Source organism: Plesiomonas sp. PI-19 (assembly GCF_021368255.1).
In the GTDB taxonomy this organism is placed as follows: Bacteria; Pseudomonadota; Gammaproteobacteria; order Enterobacterales; family CAMTGL01; genus Plesiomonas; species Plesiomonas shigelloides.
This window is the reverse complement of record NZ_JAJNMQ010000001.1, coordinates 896,504-914,777: the sequence shown is the minus strand read 5'-3', so window position 1 is coordinate 914,777 and position 18,274 is coordinate 896,504. Positions and strand designations below refer to the sequence as shown.

Sequence of the window (18,274 nt, the reverse complement as noted above, 5' to 3'; positions counted from 1 at the left end):
CGAAGCGCACGAGCGGCCTTCAAGTCTTCGTCCCATGCATTAGAGTCTGCCACAGGCGCGGTCACTGCTCTGCAGCGCGAACAGGTAAACAGTCCACCAATAACAGCAACCACCACGCCAGTGAGCATCAAGGCAATCAGCATCGGAAACTCTCCGCAAAGAAATAGGTCATCTGCTGTTCGTTTTGGACTTTCTGCACCACACCACCGGCACACAGTTCCGTTAGCTCTGCCGCCAATACAGGCTCTTTCAAGCCGGTTTGTTTCAATAACTCTGTGGTTGTCCATGCTTTACGGCGACTACTAACTACGCTCAGCAGAAACTTACGACGCAATACACTGCTCATGCGACCTCCTGTTGAACCTGACGGATAATCTGGCGCCAAGATGCCAGTGCGGCAAATTGATTGAGTCTGCCTAATCCGGCACTGAACGCCGCTTCCTGCGCCTTGCGCTCCATCTCGTTGCGTGGCTTGCAACGACTTGCCACCAAGCGAGTAAACGACTCTTCAGCATCGATACTTACCGCTGCAGGTTTTGGTAAGTCATTAGCTCGCTCTTCACGCACAGCCAAAAAGCACTTTTCGGTGATCAGGTAATCGAAGTTTTTGCGGCGCCATGTGTGGCCACTACGCGCATCAGGGCGATCTTCCAACATCCAACAGCAGTGCTTGGAGATATACCGGAGGTACGCATTCCATTTGCCTTCAGTGAGCTCAAACTTAGCCCATAGGCTGCGCAGCTTCTGGCGACGTGAATCAGTCAGTAACTCAATACGAGGCATTTCCGGTAACAGCTCGTGGTACGCGTCTACCACTGCTTGATAATTAATCTGCGTGTTGCGTGGGTCGGCCTCTGGCTGACCAATAGTCTTTTTGATCTGTTTGTCAGGATCTGTGTGGAGATCTGTTATAGATTCGGGCACGGTTCCCAAATCCAAGGATTCGGTAATTTTCCCATTTCCATTCGGTAAATTTCCCATTTCAATTTGGGAATCCTCCCGTTTGGATTCGGTAAATTTACCGTTTCGGGTTTCATTACCTAACTCATTGTTATAGTTGGAATCGGTAAAATTACCATTTCCGATATTGCCCTCAGATGGAAAGCCCTGAACGTAATTGGCAAACAACTTCTGAATCAAGGCATCACCATCAATGTGGTAGTGCACTGTTGGAACATTGTGAGCTTTCTTTACCTTGGTGGTCAGCACATCAGGGATAAGCTTTTTCAGCTTATTGACGGCATACCGCACCTGATCTGCACTGAGCGATACTTCGTCTGCTAACTCGTCATACTTCTTGTAGAACCAGCCGTCGTCGCGGCTGGTTAACCCTGAAAGAAAAACCAACTGGCTCAAAACAACAGCCAAGTTGTAGTCACCACCCAGCATACGAACGTATGGGCGTTGAATTGAAATTGTGTTTCGTTGTCCGCTTAGATCACGGACAGCGTTATAGAGGTTACTCATGGCCCCCTCCAAAATGTTGCTTGATGAGGTGTGGCTCATGCAGTTCTCTTACATGCTGCATCTGAGCCGCCCAAATCCATTCGGCATAGGCTTTGTTTGTCGGCGTTACATCGCTACCAATACGAATGGCGTAATGGCACTCCGGCTCGCCGCTCTCACCAAGCAGGAACACAGAGGTCAGTGAAGGTAAAATATTTGATTGGGTCATTGTTCTGGCCTCACAGCGTTCCGGTGGTCGTCCGGTTTTGTTTCGGGCTGAAAGGTTCGGGCAGAATGCTTTGTGTGTGATTGGCATCCTCACAGTAGATCCGGTACAGCAGCGTGATGTGCTCCTGCCATTTGCGCATGACCTGATAGCTGGTCTCTTCTAGTTCTGCGCGTTCGTTATCATCAATAACGCCATCTGCGATAGCTTTGCGCACCAGCTCTGAGTGACGTCCTATCCACTCGATTGACTCCAACATGCGAACGTTAATGTCAGCGTTTTCGATACCTTCAACATCCACCAGCGGAACATTTACGCAGTTTGAGTGCAGGGAAACGGCATCAGCAATCAAGGTAGTGCCACTGGCTTTTTGCAGCACCATGGCCCAGCCAAGCGGGAAAATCTGGTCACCATCAACACGCAGGCGGTTGTACAAAGCGTTCTCTGTCACACCCAGCCATTCAGCTGCTTCCTGATATCCACCAGGCAAACCTGCAATTGTTTTTTTGATTGCCGAAACGAGCCATATGGGCTGACGTTCCACGCGCCATTTAGGTTCATTACCCACGGTTACATATCTCCTTCTGTGGTTTTATCGCCTCCCCTGTGCACCTATACTTTTCACATGGCGAGAGGGGTTGTGTTTATTGACTGGCTAAAGTCACTTGAATGAAATTCGGCTATCTACAAAATGTGCCAATCAATCCGCCATTCTTGAGCTATTCGGTTTTTCGTAGAGAGATGCGTCATACTTCAATTCACCATTTGTTAGGCGCTCCAGTTTCAATGCGTTTCGCTCTGGAATAACGTCTGCCCATCCAGAGACAGTCCCCAGACTCAAATTGAGCATCTGGGCAATTTGCGTGAGTGTTTTTCCTTGAGTCCTGAAGTAAGAAACGACGTCAGACTTAAGCATTTTTTCCACCTCAATCTTAGGTTTTCCTGAATACTAGAGATCAGGATATCCATAGTCAATAGATGTTAGGATTTCCTAAACACATTGCTTTTGATGGATGCCGCCATGACGATAAAACCATCTACAGTCGGAGAGAGAATCAAGGCTGAACGTAAGAAGTTAAAACTGTCCCAAGAACAGTTCGGCAAGCGTTTAGAAAAGCGGGTTACGGGTGCAACCGTCTCTGACTGGGAGCGGAACATAACCGAACCGTCAGGCAATAACTTAAATAATATCTGTAAGTTAACAGGTGTTACGGCAGACTATATTCTGCATGGGAGCAACAGCCCGCATGAAAACGTTACTTCTACCCCGCTGACAGGTAGAAGAGTTCCCGTACTAAATTATGTACAAGCGGGTGCGTGGAAAGAGGCAAGTGACTATAGGATGTACGACGGAAACATTGAATGGATAGAGGCTGACTGGGATTATTCCGACAATACATTTGGTTTAGTCGTTGTTGGCGATTCGATGGCCCCTGATTTCTTAGAGGGAGACGTTCTTGTTATTGATCCTAATGTAGACCCGTTACCAGGTGATTTCGTTGTTGCGAAAAATGGTCAAGACGAAGCAACGTTCAAACGTTATCGGCCTAAAGGATTTAATGATCAAGGAGTTGAGTACTTCGAGTTAGTCCCATCCAATGAGAACTACCCAAAGATGCGCTCTGATAAGCAAGAGATTCGGATCATTGGAACAATGATGGAATACCGGCGAAAAAGAAAAAAATACTGATCGTCCACTCATAAGGAAACCCGCCACAGCGCGGGTTTTTTTATAGCCACACACCAAAACTCAAGAAAACCTAAGAAATGTGATTGACAAAAACCTTTGGAATACCTAAATTCTAAACCAGAAAATCTTAGGTTTTCCTAAATAAAGGAGTTTGTAAAAGTCTTTTAGATAGCTAAAAAGCAAAAACCCCGCCGAAGCGGGGTCTCTACGGGAAATCTGCGACCAACAGAATCCCCAAGGCAAGAACAATGACCCAATCACAAGCCAAAGTCTTAACAGGAATAGTAACGATTACATGCGGTGACGAGGAACGCCATGGAAAGCAGGTATACAACCTGCGTGAATAGGTAATATTGCTCTTTAACAATCTGTCTTACCCAACAGTTAAATCAGTCAGGCTGATTTCGATTCTTTTGGTAAATCACCAGCAAGCCAAGCGGCACAAGATTCGATGACAGTTAATTTAGCGGTGGTGTCTTCTCGGCCAAGCACAATGCAAGCCCGCTTGTAAGCAACGTGAGTTAGAACCCCCCACGCTTTTGAATCTGACTTTTGCAGTTCTTTGAAGCGAGCCTTGAGTTCAGCATCACTGAGTTCAGAGCTATCGACCGAAAGAGATAGATACTTTCCGGCTTGGTTCTCTGAGACACCTGATACTCGAGCAAACTGATAAACAATCTGAGCTACAGAGAGAACAGCAATCAAAATGCCAAACCAAGCATAACCTGATATTGAACTGAAAACGCTAAAGCCCGCCACGATAATGATCAAGGTGATAAGCCGATCAATTCGTCCAGTGATCGTACTGAACATACTCTCAAGATGATAAGAGTATGCAATATCAAACTCTATATCGTGGCGTTCCATTGTTACTACCTCAGTTTATTAGGGCTTTGGCGGTGTTGGTTTAGGGGCCGGTCTTGGGCTGCGAGGCGCATGATCTTTAAACTCTTTCGTCCCGCTAGCGAATAATTTCGTATTCAAAACTAAAGACTCCTATCGACTGTTGGGGAAAGTCAGATTACCTAATTCCTGGCTGTTGGGGAATAGCCGGAACCACCGAGCCTGATGTGGATAAAAGACAGGCACTAGCCTCGGTTGAATCCGATTTCAAAATAGCGATGACCAACTATTAAAGGAGAGTTATTCAGTTTGAACTACGAGATTTAGTTAACCGCTAAAAAGCAAAAACCCCGCCGAAGCGGGGTCTCTACGGGAAATCTGCGACCAACAGAATCCCCAAGGCAAGAACAATGACCCAATCACAAGCCAAAGTCTTAGCTGAAATTATATCGGCTAAGGCATTGGCGTACAACGGTGGTAGCGCGCATGCATATCTCGAACTACAACCCCATGAACGGCATTCACTACTGAGGAGGACCACCAAATGGCTAGACTCGTAACTCTTCAGCAGTGGGCTACATCTGTTTTCGGTGAGTACGCGCCGTGCGGTGCGACACTCTACAGCTGGGCCAAAAATGGCTTTATCCAACCATCTCCCCAGAAAGCCGGGCGTCGCTGGTTTGTCGAACCTGATGCCCTCTACGTCGGGCAGCTGGTACAGCCAGAGATTCCAACCACCAGCAATCCAATCCTAAAACGGATCTTTGCTAATGGCCCGTCCGCGTAAAACAACCCTGACCATACCGAACTTGTACTGCCGGCATGACAAACGAACCAACCGCACCTACTGGCAGTACAAGAATCCTCTGGATAACAAGTTCTATGGTTTGGGTACTGATGAGGAAGAAGCAAAGGCTATGGCGATTGAGGCTAATGCCCACGTTGCTAAGGTGCGCATCAAGCAAGCCGAGATAAACCTGATTGCCAGACAGCGCCAACCACTGATTGCTGCAGACTTGGGGGCGCCACTGGCAATTTCGGTAGACTCGTTTTTGGATAAATACATGGCAATCCAAACAGAGAAGCTGGAGAACGGCCAGATCAAGTACAACACACTACGCCAGAAGAACCTGCCGGTTCGGTTAATGCGTCAGATGCTGGGTACGAAAGAAATGCCGTCTGTGGATGTGCTGGATATCAACCTACTCATCAACACGGCCAAAGACCAAGGAAAAAACACTCAGGCCAGCATTATCCGTAAGGTCTGCATCGACATCTTCAAAGAGGCCCAAGCATGTGGTGATGTGCCAGTGGGTTACAACCCTGCGGAGTCCACCCGTGAGCCGTATGTGAAAGTGCAGCGCTCTCGCCTTAGCTTGGAAGAGTTCGTCGTGATTTATGAGCAGTCCAAGAAACTGGCCAGAAAGCCATGGGTACCGCATGTCATCATGCTTGCCCTACTCACTGCGCAGCGTGAAGGCGATCTGATAAAAATCAAAATGAGTGACATCGATGACCGCCACCTGTTTGTGGAACAACAAAAGACAGGTGCCAAGATTGCCATTCCATTGGATATCCGTCTGGACGCGGTTGATATGTCGCTCAGAGAGCTACTCGCAATCATCGAACAGGAAAGTACCAGTCCTTACGAATACCTGATTCATTCAGCCGATGGTTCAGCCATCAAAGACCCGGGCACTGTGTCAAAAGCCTTTGCTCGAGCTCGCGATAAATGCACCTTGGATTGGGAGAATAAACAGCCGGCATCCTTCCATGAAATCCGGTCACTGGCTCAGCGTTTATATGCAGAACAAGGCATAAATACCCAGAAATTGCTGGGCCACAAGAACGCTGCAATGACTGTTAAGTACGGTGATGCTAGAGGGAAATCGTACACGTTTGTGGAGCTGTGAGCCCCAACGTTTGACTATGGTTTTGGAGAGGGAGTTTTGGAGAACGTTTTGGAGAATTATTCACAAGACATCAAAAAGTGCTATCAATCCCTTGATCTAAAAGGGTTTCGTATTGCATAGAAAAAGTGAGGCCAAATACAGGAATCGTGTCAGGCCTCTTTTTTTTATCTATATGATTTTAAAGGGAAATCTGACGAATTTTCTTATGCAGTAAGAATTTCGAGTGATTTTAAGCTTTTGATTAATAAAGATAAAAAATTAGTTTTGGAGAAAAAATTTTTCACATCAATGAATTTCAATTCACTTTAAGACGTGATTTTGCATAAAAACAGCCAAAATTTTTGTCCGTAACGACCTCAAAATCTGAAATTAAAAATTAGTTTAAAATCATTAGGTTACAATTAAACGGTCTTTCCTCTCTGACATTAGTGACTCAACCTTATCTTGCAATGTTTCCATCATTGCGACCAACTCTTGAATTGCAGCGGTATTTGCTGCAGACATGTCGGTGTAACTCACGGCATATTTACATAACTCATCAACACGTACCATCTCCAGCATAACTCTAGATAGTTACTGATCTCTATATCCAATCAGCACTTTCATCGTGCCATAAAGTGTGGGGAGTAACTCTAAATAAGTGCCATGGCATTACACACCTTAAGCGGCTTACCCGAAGGACAATCTGCTTCTCCAAATCAGAAGAAATGCACGTGAAGTTAAGTGGCTGGTATCTGACAATGAACCATCTCCACTAAGTTGAAGTCACTACAAAATTAACCACTGAAAAGTACATTACTGCTAGCTGCATTAGGTATGTTTTCGCTCGCGGCACATGCCAACGGCATCTCCGTTGACGTGGAAGAGCTCAGTCAGGTAACAGCGTGAGGCCGCAACGATTTCTGAGAGTAAATACGACACTGTATTCACTCCTGATCTGAAAGGAGTTCCTTCTGGACTGTACGGCTTCCACGTACGTACGTCCCCATCCTACGATAGCTCAACTAAAGGCGATAAAACCGTTCTTGGTGATACAGCAGGTGGACACTACGCTTCTAAAAACACAGACAAGCATGAGTATCTATGAGCAATGATAATCACCTCGGTGATTTGCTGGCACTCTACATCGATCACCGCAACAATGGGTCTTCCCCTGCCCTCTCGTATCGCTTAAAAAGCGATGATGTGAAAGATCATGCCTTGATGACTCATACTGGTGGCGATGATCACTCAGACCATCCAAAGCCATTAGGTAGTAATGGTGAGCGCCTAATTTGCGGTGTAATTTCCTAAACTACGACCTTTTCTAATCCTACAGTTATACCGCTGCTGGACTGCTTAATTTCACTTAGCTAAATTTTCACTTATTCGGAACTACATCCAGTTTTCACGCACATAGGTGTTAAACGCCTTCACACCAAAAACCAAGCTAAACACGCCAGTCGCAATAGGTAGTATGTACGCACACCACAGAAATCCATCAAAGATGGCCATCATCTCTGTCGCTGTATATGAATTCAACCTATGCACATACCGCGCGGTTCCATAAGTCACGATAGCCAGCAATATAGATACTATCGCTCCGACCTGCCAGAACACCTCAGTAACATCAAGAATGGCATCCAAGGCATTATCAATAGTCGATTTTCTGCGTCCCATGCAAATATCTCCTAACTACATCCAACCTGATAAGCTCATCCATCATACTACCCATGAATACTACACTTTGTAATGTTCAATTTGTAACGTGAGATAATCCACGAAATGAGCGTTATGCCATAACTCACAAGTAATGCATTTGTGAGCAAACAGCTTAAACATAGCAGCCTGGATATATCAGAAATAAAGGTGGTAACTCTAAATTAGTCTTGTATTATTTGTTTTTTGGATAAGAAGTGGCAATGAACGGCTCCGGATGCCGTGACACCGCCCGAGCCCTTGGCACCAGTCTTAATACCGCCCACCCCATCTAAAAAATGGGACCGAAACAGCTGGTGCAATACGTTTAGCTTGGTTATGGATTCCAAAGTGAGTAGAGCAATTTTCCTCTCAAAATCAGAAGAAACACAAGGTAATATCATCGATGGGTATCTGACGGTCAATCATTGCCACTAATTTAAAGTCAATACCAAGGAAGCTACTGCAACTGGTTATAAAGTCTTTATTTGGAGTTGTTAAATAATGATAGGTAGAGTTTTAGTTATATTGCTAACTTTTTTCTCTTGCGTGGCTAATGCTAAGTTCAGCCCATACATGGGTTATTGGTCTGTCAATTGCGGTGGGTTTGGTGGCTATGTAATCGTGTCTGATATGAGTGAGGCCAGAGTAAATGTTAATGATAACAACCTATTAATTTCTGCGAAACTAAGTGAGTTAACAAAAAACTCTTCTGAGCTGTTTTTTATCGATATATTGGAGTCAAGAAATGAAAAGATAGATTGGCCATCTATTTCCCTAGATAAACCGATTGCTAAATTGACTGTGAACGATGGAGTTCTTGTCGTTAATTGGTTTGGTTTTTTTGATATGAAGAAGAAAGAGTATGTGTGGAATACACAGCCTGATTTCATAGTGGACACAAAGAGCAATAAAAACACCATCATGAAAAAGTGTATTTTTTAGTGAGCTCTAAGGATTTATAACTTTACAGATATAGAGTTATTCCTGTTCAGCGACTTCGACTTATCTGATTCACTAACACCGTCGTACGCTTGATCAATCGGCTGATTGTAGTCCTTGGACTTGAAAGCCTGCGTAACGCAGTCATTAGTCAGCTGATGGAGGAATTCAGTGAAATACACCGAACCACCAACTCCACCATCTCTTATTTATAGTGCTGATATTAAGCTCACCATCATACTCATCATCAAACACAACAAAGCTATTTTCATCCAATGTAAATTCTTCCCTGGGGAATCTATAAGTAATATCTCGCCATGCCCCATAACATGAAAAAGGTGAAGACTGACCTATATACCCAACCTTCGAATCGTATAGCACGAAATATATAGGCGCCCAATCTACAGATAAAAGACAGTATAAACCAATTGGATTAACTGGATGCACTGGTTCAAAAACAATCTTATACCTTCCATCTTTTGAAAACTTGCTAATAGGTGGTGCGTCATCTAGAAAACCCAATGAGACATGGGCAAGCAGCAACCAATAAATAACACATAGGACTGCTAATAACTTAATAACACCCTTCATAAATAACTCGCTGATGCGGAAGTGGACTTAACTAAAGTACATTGAAGAACACGATAAAACCCCGCATCACGTTTATCTTGCCCAATCAAGAAAGTCACTACTGTAGTCTGGAACAACCTCGCCAACAGTTCATGTATCAATGAAACAAACCAAACCACCAACTCCACCATCGTTTATGCCTAATTCCGATATTTAGCTCGCCATTATTACTATCATCAAGAACAACAAACCCGTCATCCCCATACGCTTTCGATTCATTAGGAAATAGCAAATAGCCAGCAGTCCAGTGGCCATAACATGAAAAAGGTGATGATTGCCCTATGTAATTATTTTCGGCATCATACAAGGAGAAATATATTGGTGATTCTGTAGTTAAAAAGCAGTACCAACCTATAGGGTTAACTGGATACATATCATTTATAGTGACTCTATACTGCCTGTCTTCTGAAAACCTAACTATTTCAGGAGGAGAGTCTAAAAAATTCAAAGACACATGAGCAAGCGCGAACCAATACATTGCACACAGAAAAAATACAATTACAGATAAAATTTTCACAAGTAAATTATCCGTTGATTAGGAAGTGGATTTAACCAGAGGACATCTGAGAATACAATAAAATCGCCTCCCGCATTATGTTTATCTTGCCAGTTACGAAAATCACTATTGTTAACCGGAAAAAAATCCACAGCAACGTCCCTGCTCACATATGGTTGAAAGCCAAATAAAAATACCGCTAATAACATTAGCATTTCAAAACCTAATGCCACTTTTTATAGACATCACTCAAACCTAAATTTATACACATTTCCGCAATCAATAAACACTGCCCTACGTTTATTTCCTACTTCTAAAAAAGATCCATTCTTGATCTTGTATTCAGTAAAGTCCACTCCTGATGGTTGATCTTTACCTTTCTGGTAAAAGTATCGAATACTATCAAAATCGGGCAATCCACCATTCACACGGACAGCTATGCAAGATGCAAAAAGAGACGGTAGCTTCCAGCCCATAGGATTATTTCCCGTTCGGATTAAATATACCGACTGATGGCGAACCGCTGTACCTGATGCTGAAGGAGGAGATCCTTCTACACATACCCAGTTATCTTTAAAATACACTTTTGCACCTAACCCAAGATCACCAATATCAATTGTTTCTCTTGGGAAAGGTTTTACAAAATTGGTTGGTAACCGTTTACTGTCTATGGTCAGTTGGCCATCTTGCAATTCAACACTACGCTGTCGACCAGAATCGAAACCACTCCAACCATAAAAAACACCTTCACTTTCTTCCATACTGAAAGGCTCGAGTTCGTGACCGTCGCTGTGAAATAGCCTATTTGATAAGGCCTGATAGCATGATTCATAGCTATCAAACAGGTTTGCCGCATGAGAAATAAATGGCAGGCACATTGTTATATAAATAGTTTTCTTCATCTATCTGCTTTGCCTCCCGTAGCCTTCACTTTTTCTGCACGAGCTTCGCTGTAGCTATAGTGGCTATAACTACTCTCGCGACATGCCTAAATTCATAGCATTGTGAACACCTTATGCAAAACTTACGCCATATTAAAACTCTTTTATAAACAATACGTTAATCAAACTCCCTCTTATGCTGAGTGAAATCAAGCAAGAACCGGCTTAAAACAGATCAAATATGTTGCAGTTATTGCTCAAAAGGATAAATACACTGAGTTCTGAGCAAGTTATTGCTCAGAGTGGTTGAGGTGACTGGAATGACTCATACCAATGAGCCCCCTGCTTTTACCGGCAAGTATCCAAGACTGAATGTTGAGTGCTAAAAACAAAAAAAGGCCCTCAAGCCGGGAGAAGCGCGAAGGCTGCAAAACCACGGGATCTTGGAGAGAAAGAACATGGAGCTAAATTGCGTTTTACTTAAGTGTCCACTTTGTCAGCAAATAGAACCCGTGAAAAGCATGGGTTGGGAACCACCGGACATCAACTTTACCGCAGTCAAGCTTGTTGCCGTAGCTTTTAACTCGAGTATGAATACCGAGCCTGCCAGCAGGCATAAAAGCACAGCTTATTGAGCTTGCAATGAATAATGCAGGGATACGAGATACTGCGCATGTACTAACCATTAGTCTCAATGTTGTTGTACGAACATTAAAAACTCTCGCCACGATGAATAACATCGTCTCCGATGGCTCATGCTGATGTGGCGCTTATCTATGAGCTTGACGAACAATGGAGCTTTATCGGTAGTAAGGTACGACTGCACTGGCTCTGGTACACGCACAGCACAAAAACAAGTGGTGTACTGACCTACAACTTTTGATCCACGAACCGATTCAACCAGCCGTGAATTACTGGCTCTGCTCACCCATTTTAACATCGATATGCTAACTACAGATGAATGGGGCTGCTATCCTAGAGTGTTTCCTAAAGAGAAGCACTTGACCGGCAAGATCTTTACTCAGCGTATTGAGCGCAACAATCTAACTCTAAGAACTTGAATCAAGCGTCTAGCTAGTAGAAGCATCTGCATCTCCCGCTCTGCTAAACTTCATGAAAAAGCCATTGGAGCTTTTATCGAAAATACATATTCTACTAATTAATTGGATACATCACCCTAAACATTTAGCAAGTTTTTTCACTAATTCTTAGCTCTCTAATTGACATAAGCCTCATAGCAATATGGCTCACCATTTTTATCTAACTTCCTTTGAGAAAGAAAGTTAATGGTTACAATCTTATTGAGTTTCCACATATGAAAAGGTCGTTCTTGCGTACAGGTGTATGTAACTAAATTCACTTTATCAATGAATGTAATTTCAAGCACGTCGTATCCATCATCCTTAGAGCCGCCATCGCCCAACATAGCTTTGTCGGCATCCAAAACGATAATCTCTTTGTATGGCCCAATGTATATATTGCTTTGAGCTTTATCATATAATCGGTAAGAGGACAGCTGCACGGTAGCCGTTCTCAGGTTGGGTTCAGGTAGAACTATCTCAATTCCGACGTTACCTATAACCTCTTTTGGCGATGGCTTATATACCTCAACCATGGTTTCATCTTTCATGAGGCTAGCAAAATCACTGGCTGACCATACTTGTTTATTAAATGCGCCCATCCCATTACCCTTGAGCATGAACTCGGCACATAAGAGCAACACAACAAAAATAATTGCTATCCACATTCTCTTTTTCATGACCATGTTCCATCAGACTTATACTTTAAGACTGCACTAAAACCACATGCTGCCTTAAAAAGGCGGATCACTGCGGATTTATAGCCACCAGCAATTACTCCACAAACATCATCCATTATCTGTTAACCTTAATTTTTTCTGACACCTCATGAATCTGGTAGCCTGGCGTGCGTACTCTCACATCTTTATAAATCTGCTTAAAATTATAATATGCGCAATAAACCAGCATGTGATTACAGATATCACTATCGCGGCCGAAAATCCCTATTGAGAAATTCGTCCTATCCACCATTAGTTTCCCACTACCCTCGGTAAATAGCATGCCAATATGCCGATGTTTTTCTCGTACATCGACAAATCGTAGACCACCCCAACATGCCAAAGCCAAAATAGCAGGAAGAGGTCCATATAAACCGTAAAGTGAATAACCCATAAACGGAAGCGCTATTGATAATGCAATGACAACATAGCCAAGCGATTTTTGCATTAAATCTTTTCTAATGAAATAAATCCCTTTATTTGTCATTGAGTAATGTATTAGTTCAGTATCATCGAGAAAGTAGCAAAGGCAACCTAAAAGGATACCGTTTCCGTACAAAACGAGAATAGTAATAAGACCTGCGCCTAGCCAATCAAAGATAGCACCCAAAATCATTAATAAAAGAGCAAGACTCAATGCAAGCACACCTCGATGCGGTCTTGGTATCTCTGCAATCCAAGCATGGATAACCGGTTCCTTTTGTAGAGTGAAATATTCATTATTAGCATAGCCGCCGACATGAGACTCATTGACACCTAAATCACTCGGAATTACTTCCTCAGTTTCTTTCATTCGCATTATCACTTAGTCATCATCCGTAATACCTATCATATCGCACTCGTTACCTCGCGCTTAAATTAATTATATAAAAATCTAGGTAATCCATCACTATCGCCATTAACAGCATCAACACATGTGCTCACACCAATAAACCAGGTTCTTCGCCATACTTTCCCCGTAATGACGTCTAGCATCTGACATTTACGAACTCACTCAACATTGATACGCATGGTATTATTTTTGAGACGAACAGTGCACCATCAAAAATTTAGCTGAGATAGATTACTTACAAAACACTATCAGCTGATCATACTATTGCGAACGTGGCTATACAGCGTTTTACACCTCGCTTAACGTGTAAGCCGTGACGTGAAGAGTGGCGGGTTTGCTACAGTGGCACTGGATATGTCACTCGATTCTGCGACGTGAAACGTACAAGCTCATCACTTTGAGTCATCACCAAAACATGAAGGAATGTCAGGATGCCGAAACGTAAATTTTGGGGCGTAAAAGAAAACGATGTCACGCCTGAGCACATTTTTAAGCAACGCCGAGATATCCTAATTAAACTTGGGATCACCGCGCTCACCGCTCCGCTAGCCACAAACGCACAAGCCAGCGTTTTAGATCTCCTTTCGGGTAAGGAGAAAGCGAATTCAGATAACCGCTCACCACTAGAATATACTCGTGCTAAAGACACATTATTAAAAGATATGCTCACGCCAGAAGATAAGATTCTGACTTACAATAACTTTTATGAATTTGGAACATCCAAAACAGATCCAGCGGAATTGGCGACTAACTTCAAAACATCGCCTTGGGAGCTACAAATCGATGGATTAGTTGATAACCCCATAAAGCTTTATCATGAAGACATCTTGAGCAAATTCGATATTGAAGAAAGAATTTACCGGCTACGCTGTGTAGAAGCGTGGTCAATGAATATCCCTTGGCTCGGTTTTCCGTTATCTAAGCTGCTTAAACTTGCACAACCAAAATCAACCGCCAAGTATGTCGCATTTCAAACGCTCTATGCACCCGAACAAATGCCTGGGCAACGTAATGGCTACCTCGGTGGCGGCATAGACTACCCCTACACCGAAGGATTACGTCTTGACGAAGCCCTGAATCCGCTGACCATTATGTCTGTCGGGTTGTATGGAAAAACGCTATCACCACAAAATGGAGCGCCAATTCGCCTTATCGTCCCCTGGAAGTATGGGTTTAAGAGCATCAAATCCGTGGTAAAAATCACATTAACTGATAAGCAACCCACCACATCATGGAATAAATTAGCTCCACATGAATACGGATTTTATGCCAATGTAAATCCGAATGTAGACCATCCACGCTGGAGCCAAGCCAGTGAGCGCTTCATTGGTAAAGGTGGCCTATTCAGCAGCCAACGAAAAAAGACATTATTGTTTAATGGCTATGCCGAGCAGGTTGCTCATCTGTATCAGGGCATGGATCTACGGGAACATTTTTGATGAGACTGTTTTGATGAAACTGCAGAAAAAAACGCTCTCTATTATCACGCACGGCATATCGGTGCTCGTGTTTTGCCATCTATTTTATTTACTCACTCTTGGTGGGTTTGGCTCCGATCCGATAAAAGAATTGGAGCACTTCACCGGGAAAACAGCCATTAACTATATTTTCATCATTGTACTTATCCCAATCATATCGAAAGTAATCCATTGTCATAATTTATTCTCTCAATTAAAAGCACTAGGGCTCTATTGCTTTACATGGGCGACACTCCACCTATCTATATATATTATTCTTGACCTTGGGTTCGACCTTGCGCTGTTCTTTAATGAGTTAACCGCTAGACTGTACTTAGCCATCGGTGGTATCTGCTGGTTAATTCTATTACTGATGGCTTTAACGTCATCGAAAAAAGCGCAGTGTATACTTGGCAAGTACTGGAGCTATCTTCATAAACTCATTTATATCGCCACCATATTGACATCAATTCACTATATCATGGCTGTTAAATCTGGAAAAACAGAAGCTTACATATATCTTACTATTGCGTTATTGGTATGCACGTACAAAGTTATATCCGAATATAAATTAAAAGAACGAAGTCAAACCTAAAGCCTATTGGTTAGGCTAAAATGAATTATCGCCGCCACAGCAACTACAACAAGAAGGTGAAAAGTCAGTTTTACTCGTTATTGCTGAAACATTCAGTGATCTCTCCTCGCTTAGCGATGGATGACGTAAAAGGCCATACTTGATGATCCATGCCGGCGGTGGTGAATTCCTAACTTGAGGAATCATCCCCTAAGTGGTAGCACATTCTCATCCTGCAGTCGTTTGGCTGCAGGATAGTTCGCTCATACTGCGCGAGGGCTCTGTAGCCTAACCATCCAGCCGGCAACTCTCTCTTTTAGGCTATAAAAAACACGTTTGTAGATATTCACCAAGTGCGCGAACTTTAGGCACACCACGTCGCTCGACAGGATAAAGAAAGCACAATGTCTTCGACGGAATAACAAACTCTGACAGCAAACAACGCAGCGTTCCTCTCGCCAAATCTTGCTTTACCGATGATAGTGGCTGCAAACTGATCCCCGCCCCATGTAGTGTAGCTTCTTTTAATGCAGGCCAGCTATTTACCGTCAGACGGCTACGCGGATAATGCTGAAACTGTGCAGTCCCTTTTTGAAAATGCCAGCACTCAATACCAGACCAATTGCCATGCAAACACGCATGGGCTTTAAGATTATCAGGATGAAGCGGCGTGCCATAGTGGTCAAGATAAGACGGTGCAGCACACAAGCAAAACTGCTGCTCCACAAGAGGAAGAGAAATCAGGTGCGAGTCTGATTCAGTCGGAACACGAATAACAACGTCAAAACCTTCTTCCACCGCATCAATCTGACGATTAGACAAATATAGCTCTACACTGATATCGCGATATTGCTCTAAAAATGCGGTAAGCAAAGGCATTAACTGGTGCTGACCAAAACTCAACGGCGCGGCCAAGCGCAATTTTCCTCTCGGGGTTGCCATCAATGCCTGAGTCAGATTTTTAGTGCCTTCCACTTCCGCTAATAGCACCTTGCATCGCTCATAAAAAATCAGTCCCGCTTCGGTCATACTCTGCTGGCGCGTCGTCTTGCTCACTAAACGCGCCCCAATCCACGCCTCTAGCATACGAATATGGCGACCAACCATCTGCGCACTCATACCGAGTCTGTCCGCCGCTGCCGCATAAGAGCCTTCATCCATGGCCAAAAGAAAAACTTCCATACTCCGTAATTTATCCATCTCTCCGCTCAATCCAATTCGAAACCATAAGGTTTTAATATACAAACCAAAGACACATTTATCACATTATATTTTTGAGTGACACTTCAGCTTTCTATTGCGGAGAGAGAAATAGCAGGAACACGTCATGAAGAAATATTGGTGCAAAATCGTCGTCGGAACCGCCTTATCCTGTATAGCGACGATGGCTTGGGCAGAGCAACCACAGCCATCGGCAGACTCAACTTTCCGTGTTACCCTACTCGGTACAGGAACGCCGCAACCACAGGCTTACCGAGGCGGATATAGCACACTGGTTGAAGCCGGACAGCAAAAGCTCGTTTTCGATTTTGGACGCGATGCGGCGACACGACTGTGGCAAATGCATATCCCACTTGGTCAGGTGAATGCATTTTTTCTGACTCATTTTCATTCTGATCACACCGTTGGCCTTGCCGACTTGTGGTTAACCGGCTGGCTACAGCCCCCTTATGGTAGACGGACACAACCCATGGCGCTGTATGGTCCAAAGGGGATAGCGACTCTCGCCAGTGGGCTACAGCAGGCTTATGCCACAGACATCGGTATTCGTCATAAAGATGAAGGCACATCTTTAGACGGAGTGAAAATCGATGCCATAACCATTCAACCGGGTAAGGTATACGATAAAGATGGCGTTCAGGTGATCGCGTTTAATAATGACCATGGTGTGAATATCAAGCCGTCTTTTGGCTATAAGATCATCTATAAAGGCCATACGGTGGTCCTTTCTGGCGATACTCGGTATAGCCCTGAAGTCGTCAAACAAGCGCAGCATGCTGACCTGCTTGTCCATTGTGTGTCGCTCACATCCGCAGAAGCACTGCGTGAGCATCCCGCCTATAAAGCGGTTGCAGGCCATCTGTCATCACCACAAGATGCTGCGCGCGTATTTGCGGAGTCAAAGCCCAAATTGGCCGTCTTTAGTCATATTGGGCTCAACGGCAATGTCTCAGAAAAGGATATCGCCAATATTGTTGAGCAGCGCTATTCAGGCCCATTTGTAATTGGTGAAGACCTCATGCATTTTGATATTCCAACACAGTCCTCCAACGGATCCATTGCTATTTGGAAAACGGCAGCACATTAATAGGCTCAATATGGCAGCGTCTATTGCTGCCATATTCGGCAAGTCGTAATGACATGGCGTTGAGCACGCAATTACTCAACAGTGCGCTTTTCCATCAGAAAGTTGGTAAGCACTTGTCCGTTAATGGCGACCTGCTGCTCTTTGACGACGCGAAATCCAAAACGCTCAAAAAATAGCTTGGCTGTAATGCTGACATGCGAGTAAAAGCGAGTAATACCTCGCTGATGGCCAACTGCCAAAATATGTGCCATCAATGCCCGGCCAACACCTTGCCGTTGGTGCTGAGAATGGCAAAAGAAATGATCAATGTACCCATCGTCCTGTAGATCAGCAAAACCGACTGCTTTTCCCTCTAGCTCCACGATAAAAGGGTGCATTGCATCAATACGTGTTTGCCAAACCTCCCGATCCAAACTGGCCGGAGCCCACGCACACAGTTGAGCTTGTGTATAGTCGGCGCTATTTACCGCATTAATAGTGTCATACTTCAGTTGCCACAAACTCTCCGCATCACTTGGCGTATACATACGTATTTTCATGACGCTCACCGCTCTCAATAAT

General features: G+C 43.9%; 25 protein-coding genes and 2 pseudogenes. 12 read left to right on the top strand and 15 right to left on the bottom strand.

Annotation, left to right across the window (positions count from 1 at the left end; all coding sequences use genetic code 11):
* Positions 1 to 136 precede the first annotated feature (136 nt).
* From LQ901_RS04205 to LQ901_RS04185, 5 genes are all read right to left on the bottom strand, one after another.
* Positions 137 to 346: a hypothetical protein gene (locus LQ901_RS04205; RefSeq protein WP_152105530.1), complete on the bottom strand. Its 210-nt coding sequence runs from the start codon at positions 344 to 346 to the stop codon at positions 137 to 139.
* A complete protein-coding gene (locus LQ901_RS04200) occupies positions 343 to 1,467 on the bottom strand; it encodes a hypothetical protein (protein ID WP_233671986.1) in 1,125 nt (374 codons plus the stop codon). Before LQ901_RS04200 ends, LQ901_RS04205 begins: the two co-directional genes overlap by 4 nt.
* A complete protein-coding gene (locus LQ901_RS04195) occupies positions 1,460 to 1,675 on the bottom strand; it encodes a hypothetical protein (protein ID WP_152105528.1) in 216 nt (71 codons plus the stop codon). The genes LQ901_RS04200 and LQ901_RS04195 overlap by 8 nt, the downstream gene beginning before the upstream one ends.
* A gap of 10 nt (positions 1,676 to 1,685) precedes the next feature.
* A complete protein-coding gene (locus LQ901_RS04190; protein ID WP_230402983.1) occupies positions 1,686 to 2,240 on the bottom strand; it encodes a YmfL family putative regulatory protein in 555 nt (184 codons plus the stop codon).
* A gap of 132 nt (positions 2,241 to 2,372) precedes the next feature.
* Complete coding sequence (locus LQ901_RS04185; protein ID WP_152128631.1) at positions 2,373 to 2,588, bottom strand: Cro/CI family transcriptional regulator; 216 nt, start codon at positions 2,586 to 2,588, stop codon at positions 2,373 to 2,375.
* A 105-nt stretch (positions 2,589 to 2,693) separates the two neighbouring features.
* On the opposite strand from LQ901_RS04185, the gene LQ901_RS04180 reads away from it, so the two are divergent.
* A complete protein-coding gene (locus tag LQ901_RS04180) occupies positions 2,694 to 3,362 on the top strand; it encodes a LexA family transcriptional regulator (protein ID WP_178087866.1) in 669 nt (222 codons plus the stop codon).
* A 393-nt stretch (positions 3,363 to 3,755) separates the two neighbouring features.
* Here LQ901_RS04180 and LQ901_RS04175 read toward each other — a convergent pair whose 3' ends face one another.
* The gene (locus LQ901_RS04175) at positions 3,756 to 4,229 is read right to left on the bottom strand and encodes a hypothetical protein (RefSeq protein WP_152136331.1); all 474 of its coding nucleotides are present in this window, start codon (positions 4,227 to 4,229) and stop codon (positions 3,756 to 3,758) included.
* 520 nt (positions 4,230 to 4,749) lie between these two features.
* On the opposite strand from LQ901_RS04175, the gene LQ901_RS04170 reads away from it, so the two are divergent.
* The 4 genes and pseudogenes from LQ901_RS04170 (at position 4,750) to LQ901_RS04155 (ending at position 7,411) form a co-directional block, all read left to right on the top strand.
* Positions 4,750 to 4,992, top strand: a complete 243-nt coding sequence (locus LQ901_RS04170; RefSeq protein WP_152136332.1) for an excisionase — start codon at positions 4,750 to 4,752, stop codon at positions 4,990 to 4,992.
* The gene (locus tag LQ901_RS04165; RefSeq protein ID WP_152136333.1) at positions 4,976 to 6,118 is read left to right on the top strand and encodes a phage integrase Arm DNA-binding domain-containing protein; all 1,143 of its coding nucleotides are present in this window, start codon (positions 4,976 to 4,978) and stop codon (positions 6,116 to 6,118) included. Before LQ901_RS04170 ends, LQ901_RS04165 begins: the two co-directional genes overlap by 17 nt.
* 653 nt (positions 6,119 to 6,771) lie before the next feature.
* Positions 6,772 to 6,876, top strand: a pseudogene (locus LQ901_RS04160) (IS1 family transposase); the annotation flags it as partial.
* A gap of 325 nt (positions 6,877 to 7,201) precedes the next feature.
* Positions 7,202 to 7,411 carry a superoxide dismutase family protein gene (locus LQ901_RS04155; RefSeq protein WP_197665192.1) on the top strand — a complete coding sequence of 70 codons (210 nt, stop codon included), beginning with the start codon at positions 7,202 to 7,204 and terminating at the stop codon, positions 7,409 to 7,411.
* Positions 7,412 to 7,492: 81 nt separating this feature from the next.
* Here LQ901_RS04155 and LQ901_RS04150 read toward each other — a convergent pair whose 3' ends face one another.
* Positions 7,493 to 7,777 carry a hypothetical protein gene (locus LQ901_RS04150; RefSeq protein WP_064977960.1) on the bottom strand — a complete coding sequence of 95 codons (285 nt, stop codon included), beginning with the start codon at positions 7,775 to 7,777 and terminating at the stop codon, positions 7,493 to 7,495.
* 236 nt (positions 7,778 to 8,013) lie between these two features.
* Between LQ901_RS04150 and LQ901_RS16855 the strand changes: the two genes are divergently transcribed.
* Positions 8,014 to 8,091, top strand: a complete 78-nt coding sequence (locus LQ901_RS16855) for an IS1-like element transposase (protein WP_152109529.1) — start codon at positions 8,014 to 8,016, stop codon at positions 8,089 to 8,091.
* A 208-nt stretch (positions 8,092 to 8,299) separates the two neighbouring features.
* Positions 8,300 to 8,740, top strand: coding sequence for a hypothetical protein (locus tag LQ901_RS04145; protein ID WP_064977961.1), 441 nt, complete (start codon positions 8,300 to 8,302; stop codon positions 8,738 to 8,740).
* Between the two features lie 165 nt (positions 8,741 to 8,905).
* Here LQ901_RS04145 and LQ901_RS04140 read toward each other — a convergent pair whose 3' ends face one another.
* From LQ901_RS04140 to LQ901_RS04125, 4 genes are all read right to left on the bottom strand, one after another.
* Positions 8,906 to 9,328, bottom strand: a complete 423-nt coding sequence (locus LQ901_RS04140; protein WP_233671985.1) for a DUF6201 family protein — start codon at positions 9,326 to 9,328, stop codon at positions 8,906 to 8,908.
* Between the two features lie 136 nt (positions 9,329 to 9,464).
* Positions 9,465 to 9,884, bottom strand: a complete 420-nt coding sequence (locus tag LQ901_RS04135) for a DUF6201 family protein (RefSeq protein ID WP_152136336.1) — start codon at positions 9,882 to 9,884, stop codon at positions 9,465 to 9,467.
* Entirely contained in the window at positions 9,881 to 10,072 is a 192-nt protein-coding gene (locus LQ901_RS04130) for a DUF6402 family protein (RefSeq protein ID WP_230405865.1), read from the bottom strand. The genes LQ901_RS04135 and LQ901_RS04130 overlap by 4 nt, the downstream gene beginning before the upstream one ends.
* A 36-nt stretch (positions 10,073 to 10,108) precedes the next feature.
* Positions 10,109 to 10,765: a hypothetical protein gene (locus LQ901_RS04125; RefSeq protein WP_064977962.1), complete on the bottom strand. Its 657-nt coding sequence runs from the start codon at positions 10,763 to 10,765 to the stop codon at positions 10,109 to 10,111.
* Between the two features lie 437 nt (positions 10,766 to 11,202).
* Between LQ901_RS04125 and LQ901_RS04120 the strand changes: the two are divergent.
* Positions 11,203 to 11,907, top strand: a pseudogene (locus LQ901_RS04120) (IS1 family transposase).
* Positions 11,908 to 11,960: 53 nt separating this feature from the next.
* Here the strand turns inward: LQ901_RS04120 and LQ901_RS04115 are convergent.
* Together LQ901_RS04115 and LQ901_RS04110 are read right to left on the bottom strand one after the other, a co-directional pair.
* Positions 11,961 to 12,503, bottom strand: coding sequence for a hypothetical protein (locus tag LQ901_RS04115; protein WP_064977963.1), 543 nt, complete (start codon positions 12,501 to 12,503; stop codon positions 11,961 to 11,963).
* Between the two features lie 115 nt (positions 12,504 to 12,618).
* Complete coding sequence (locus tag LQ901_RS04110) at positions 12,619 to 13,335, bottom strand: hypothetical protein (RefSeq protein ID WP_152136338.1); 717 nt, start codon at positions 13,333 to 13,335, stop codon at positions 12,619 to 12,621.
* Positions 13,336 to 13,805: 470 nt separating this feature from the next.
* Between LQ901_RS04110 and msrP the strand changes: the two genes are divergently transcribed.
* From msrP to LQ901_RS16750, 3 genes are read left to right on the top strand one after another with little or no spacing between them, the layout of a single operon-like run.
* Positions 13,806 to 14,813, top strand: a complete 1,008-nt coding sequence (gene msrP / locus LQ901_RS04105; RefSeq protein ID WP_064977965.1) for a protein-methionine-sulfoxide reductase catalytic subunit MsrP — start codon at positions 13,806 to 13,808, stop codon at positions 14,811 to 14,813.
* Between the two features lie 13 nt (positions 14,814 to 14,826).
* Complete coding sequence (locus tag LQ901_RS04100) at positions 14,827 to 15,426, top strand: sulfite oxidase heme-binding subunit YedZ (RefSeq protein ID WP_233671984.1); 600 nt, start codon at positions 14,827 to 14,829, stop codon at positions 15,424 to 15,426.
* Between the two features lie 20 nt (positions 15,427 to 15,446).
* Positions 15,447 to 15,569 (top strand): hypothetical protein, encoded by a 123-nt coding sequence (locus tag LQ901_RS16750; protein ID WP_255698102.1) that lies wholly within the window; start codon positions 15,447 to 15,449, stop codon positions 15,567 to 15,569.
* A 157-nt stretch (positions 15,570 to 15,726) separates the two neighbouring features.
* Here LQ901_RS16750 and LQ901_RS04095 read toward each other — a convergent pair whose 3' ends face one another.
* Positions 15,727 to 16,605 (bottom strand): LysR family transcriptional regulator, encoded by an 879-nt coding sequence (locus LQ901_RS04095; RefSeq protein WP_064977967.1) that lies wholly within the window; start codon positions 16,603 to 16,605, stop codon positions 15,727 to 15,729.
* 127 nt (positions 16,606 to 16,732) lie between these two features.
* Between LQ901_RS04095 and LQ901_RS04090 the strand changes: the two genes are divergently transcribed.
* Positions 16,733 to 17,713 carry an MBL fold metallo-hydrolase gene (locus LQ901_RS04090; protein ID WP_064977968.1) on the top strand — a complete coding sequence of 327 codons (981 nt, stop codon included), beginning with the start codon at positions 16,733 to 16,735 and terminating at the stop codon, positions 17,711 to 17,713.
* Positions 17,714 to 17,784: 71 nt separating this feature from the next.
* On the opposite strand, the gene LQ901_RS04085 is transcribed toward LQ901_RS04090, so the two are convergent.
* Positions 17,785 to 18,252 (bottom strand): GNAT family N-acetyltransferase, encoded by a 468-nt coding sequence (locus LQ901_RS04085; protein ID WP_197665194.1) that lies wholly within the window; start codon positions 18,250 to 18,252, stop codon positions 17,785 to 17,787.
* Positions 18,253 to 18,274: the final 22 nt, after the last annotated feature.

What these genes read in the sequence shown, in the direction of transcription:
- LQ901_RS04205 (WP_152105530.1), bottom strand. Translation starts at nt 346, where the DNA reads ATGAGCAGTGTATTGCGTCGTAAGTTTCTGCTGAGCGTAGTTAGTAGT.
- LQ901_RS04200 (WP_233671986.1), bottom strand. Translation starts at nt 1,467, where the DNA reads ATGAGTAACCTCTATAACGCTGTCCGTGATCTAAGCGGACAACGAAAC.
- LQ901_RS04195 (WP_152105528.1), bottom strand. Translation starts at nt 1,675, where the DNA reads ATGACCCAATCAAATATTTTACCTTCACTGACCTCTGTGTTCCTGCTT.
- LQ901_RS04185 (WP_152128631.1), bottom strand. Translation starts at nt 2,588, where the DNA reads ATGCTTAAGTCTGACGTCGTTTCTTACTTCAGGACTCAAGGAAAAACA.
- LQ901_RS04180 (WP_178087866.1), top strand. Translation starts at nt 2,694, where the DNA reads ATGACGATAAAACCATCTACAGTCGGAGAGAGAATCAAGGCTGAACGT.
- LQ901_RS04175 (WP_152136331.1), bottom strand. Translation starts at nt 4,229, where the DNA reads ATGGAACGCCACGATATAGAGTTTGATATTGCATACTCTTATCATCTT.
- LQ901_RS04170 (WP_152136332.1), top strand. Translation starts at nt 4,750, where the DNA reads ATGGCTAGACTCGTAACTCTTCAGCAGTGGGCTACATCTGTTTTCGGT.
- LQ901_RS04165 (WP_152136333.1), top strand. Translation starts at nt 4,976, where the DNA reads ATGGCCCGTCCGCGTAAAACAACCCTGACCATACCGAACTTGTACTGC.
- LQ901_RS04155 (WP_197665192.1), top strand. Translation starts at nt 7,202, where the DNA reads ATGAGCAATGATAATCACCTCGGTGATTTGCTGGCACTCTACATCGAT.
- LQ901_RS04150 (WP_064977960.1), bottom strand. Translation starts at nt 7,777, where the DNA reads ATGGGACGCAGAAAATCGACTATTGATAATGCCTTGGATGCCATTCTT.
- LQ901_RS04145 (WP_064977961.1), top strand. Translation starts at nt 8,300, where the DNA reads ATGATAGGTAGAGTTTTAGTTATATTGCTAACTTTTTTCTCTTGCGTG.
- LQ901_RS04140 (WP_233671985.1), bottom strand. Translation starts at nt 9,328, where the DNA reads ATGAAGGGTGTTATTAAGTTATTAGCAGTCCTATGTGTTATTTATTGG.
- LQ901_RS04130 (WP_230405865.1), bottom strand. Translation starts at nt 10,072, where the DNA reads ATGTTATTAGCGGTATTTTTATTTGGCTTTCAACCATATGTGAGCAGG.
- LQ901_RS04125 (WP_064977962.1), bottom strand. Translation starts at nt 10,765, where the DNA reads ATGAAGAAAACTATTTATATAACAATGTGCCTGCCATTTATTTCTCAT.
- LQ901_RS04115 (WP_064977963.1), bottom strand. Translation starts at nt 12,503, where the DNA reads ATGAAAAAGAGAATGTGGATAGCAATTATTTTTGTTGTGTTGCTCTTA.
- LQ901_RS04110 (WP_152136338.1), bottom strand. Translation starts at nt 13,335, where the DNA reads ATGAAAGAAACTGAGGAAGTAATTCCGAGTGATTTAGGTGTCAATGAG.
- msrP (WP_064977965.1), top strand. Translation starts at nt 13,806, where the DNA reads ATGCCGAAACGTAAATTTTGGGGCGTAAAAGAAAACGATGTCACGCCT.
- LQ901_RS04100 (WP_233671984.1), top strand. Translation starts at nt 14,827, where the DNA reads ATGAAACTGCAGAAAAAAACGCTCTCTATTATCACGCACGGCATATCG.
- LQ901_RS16750 (WP_255698102.1), top strand. Translation starts at nt 15,447, where the DNA reads ATGAATTATCGCCGCCACAGCAACTACAACAAGAAGGTGAAAAGTCAG.
- LQ901_RS04095 (WP_064977967.1), bottom strand. Translation starts at nt 16,605, where the DNA reads ATGGATAAATTACGGAGTATGGAAGTTTTTCTTTTGGCCATGGATGAA.
- LQ901_RS04090 (WP_064977968.1), top strand. Translation starts at nt 16,733, where the DNA reads ATGAAGAAATATTGGTGCAAAATCGTCGTCGGAACCGCCTTATCCTGT.
- LQ901_RS04085 (WP_197665194.1), bottom strand. Translation starts at nt 18,252, where the DNA reads ATGAAAATACGTATGTATACGCCAAGTGATGCGGAGAGTTTGTGGCAA.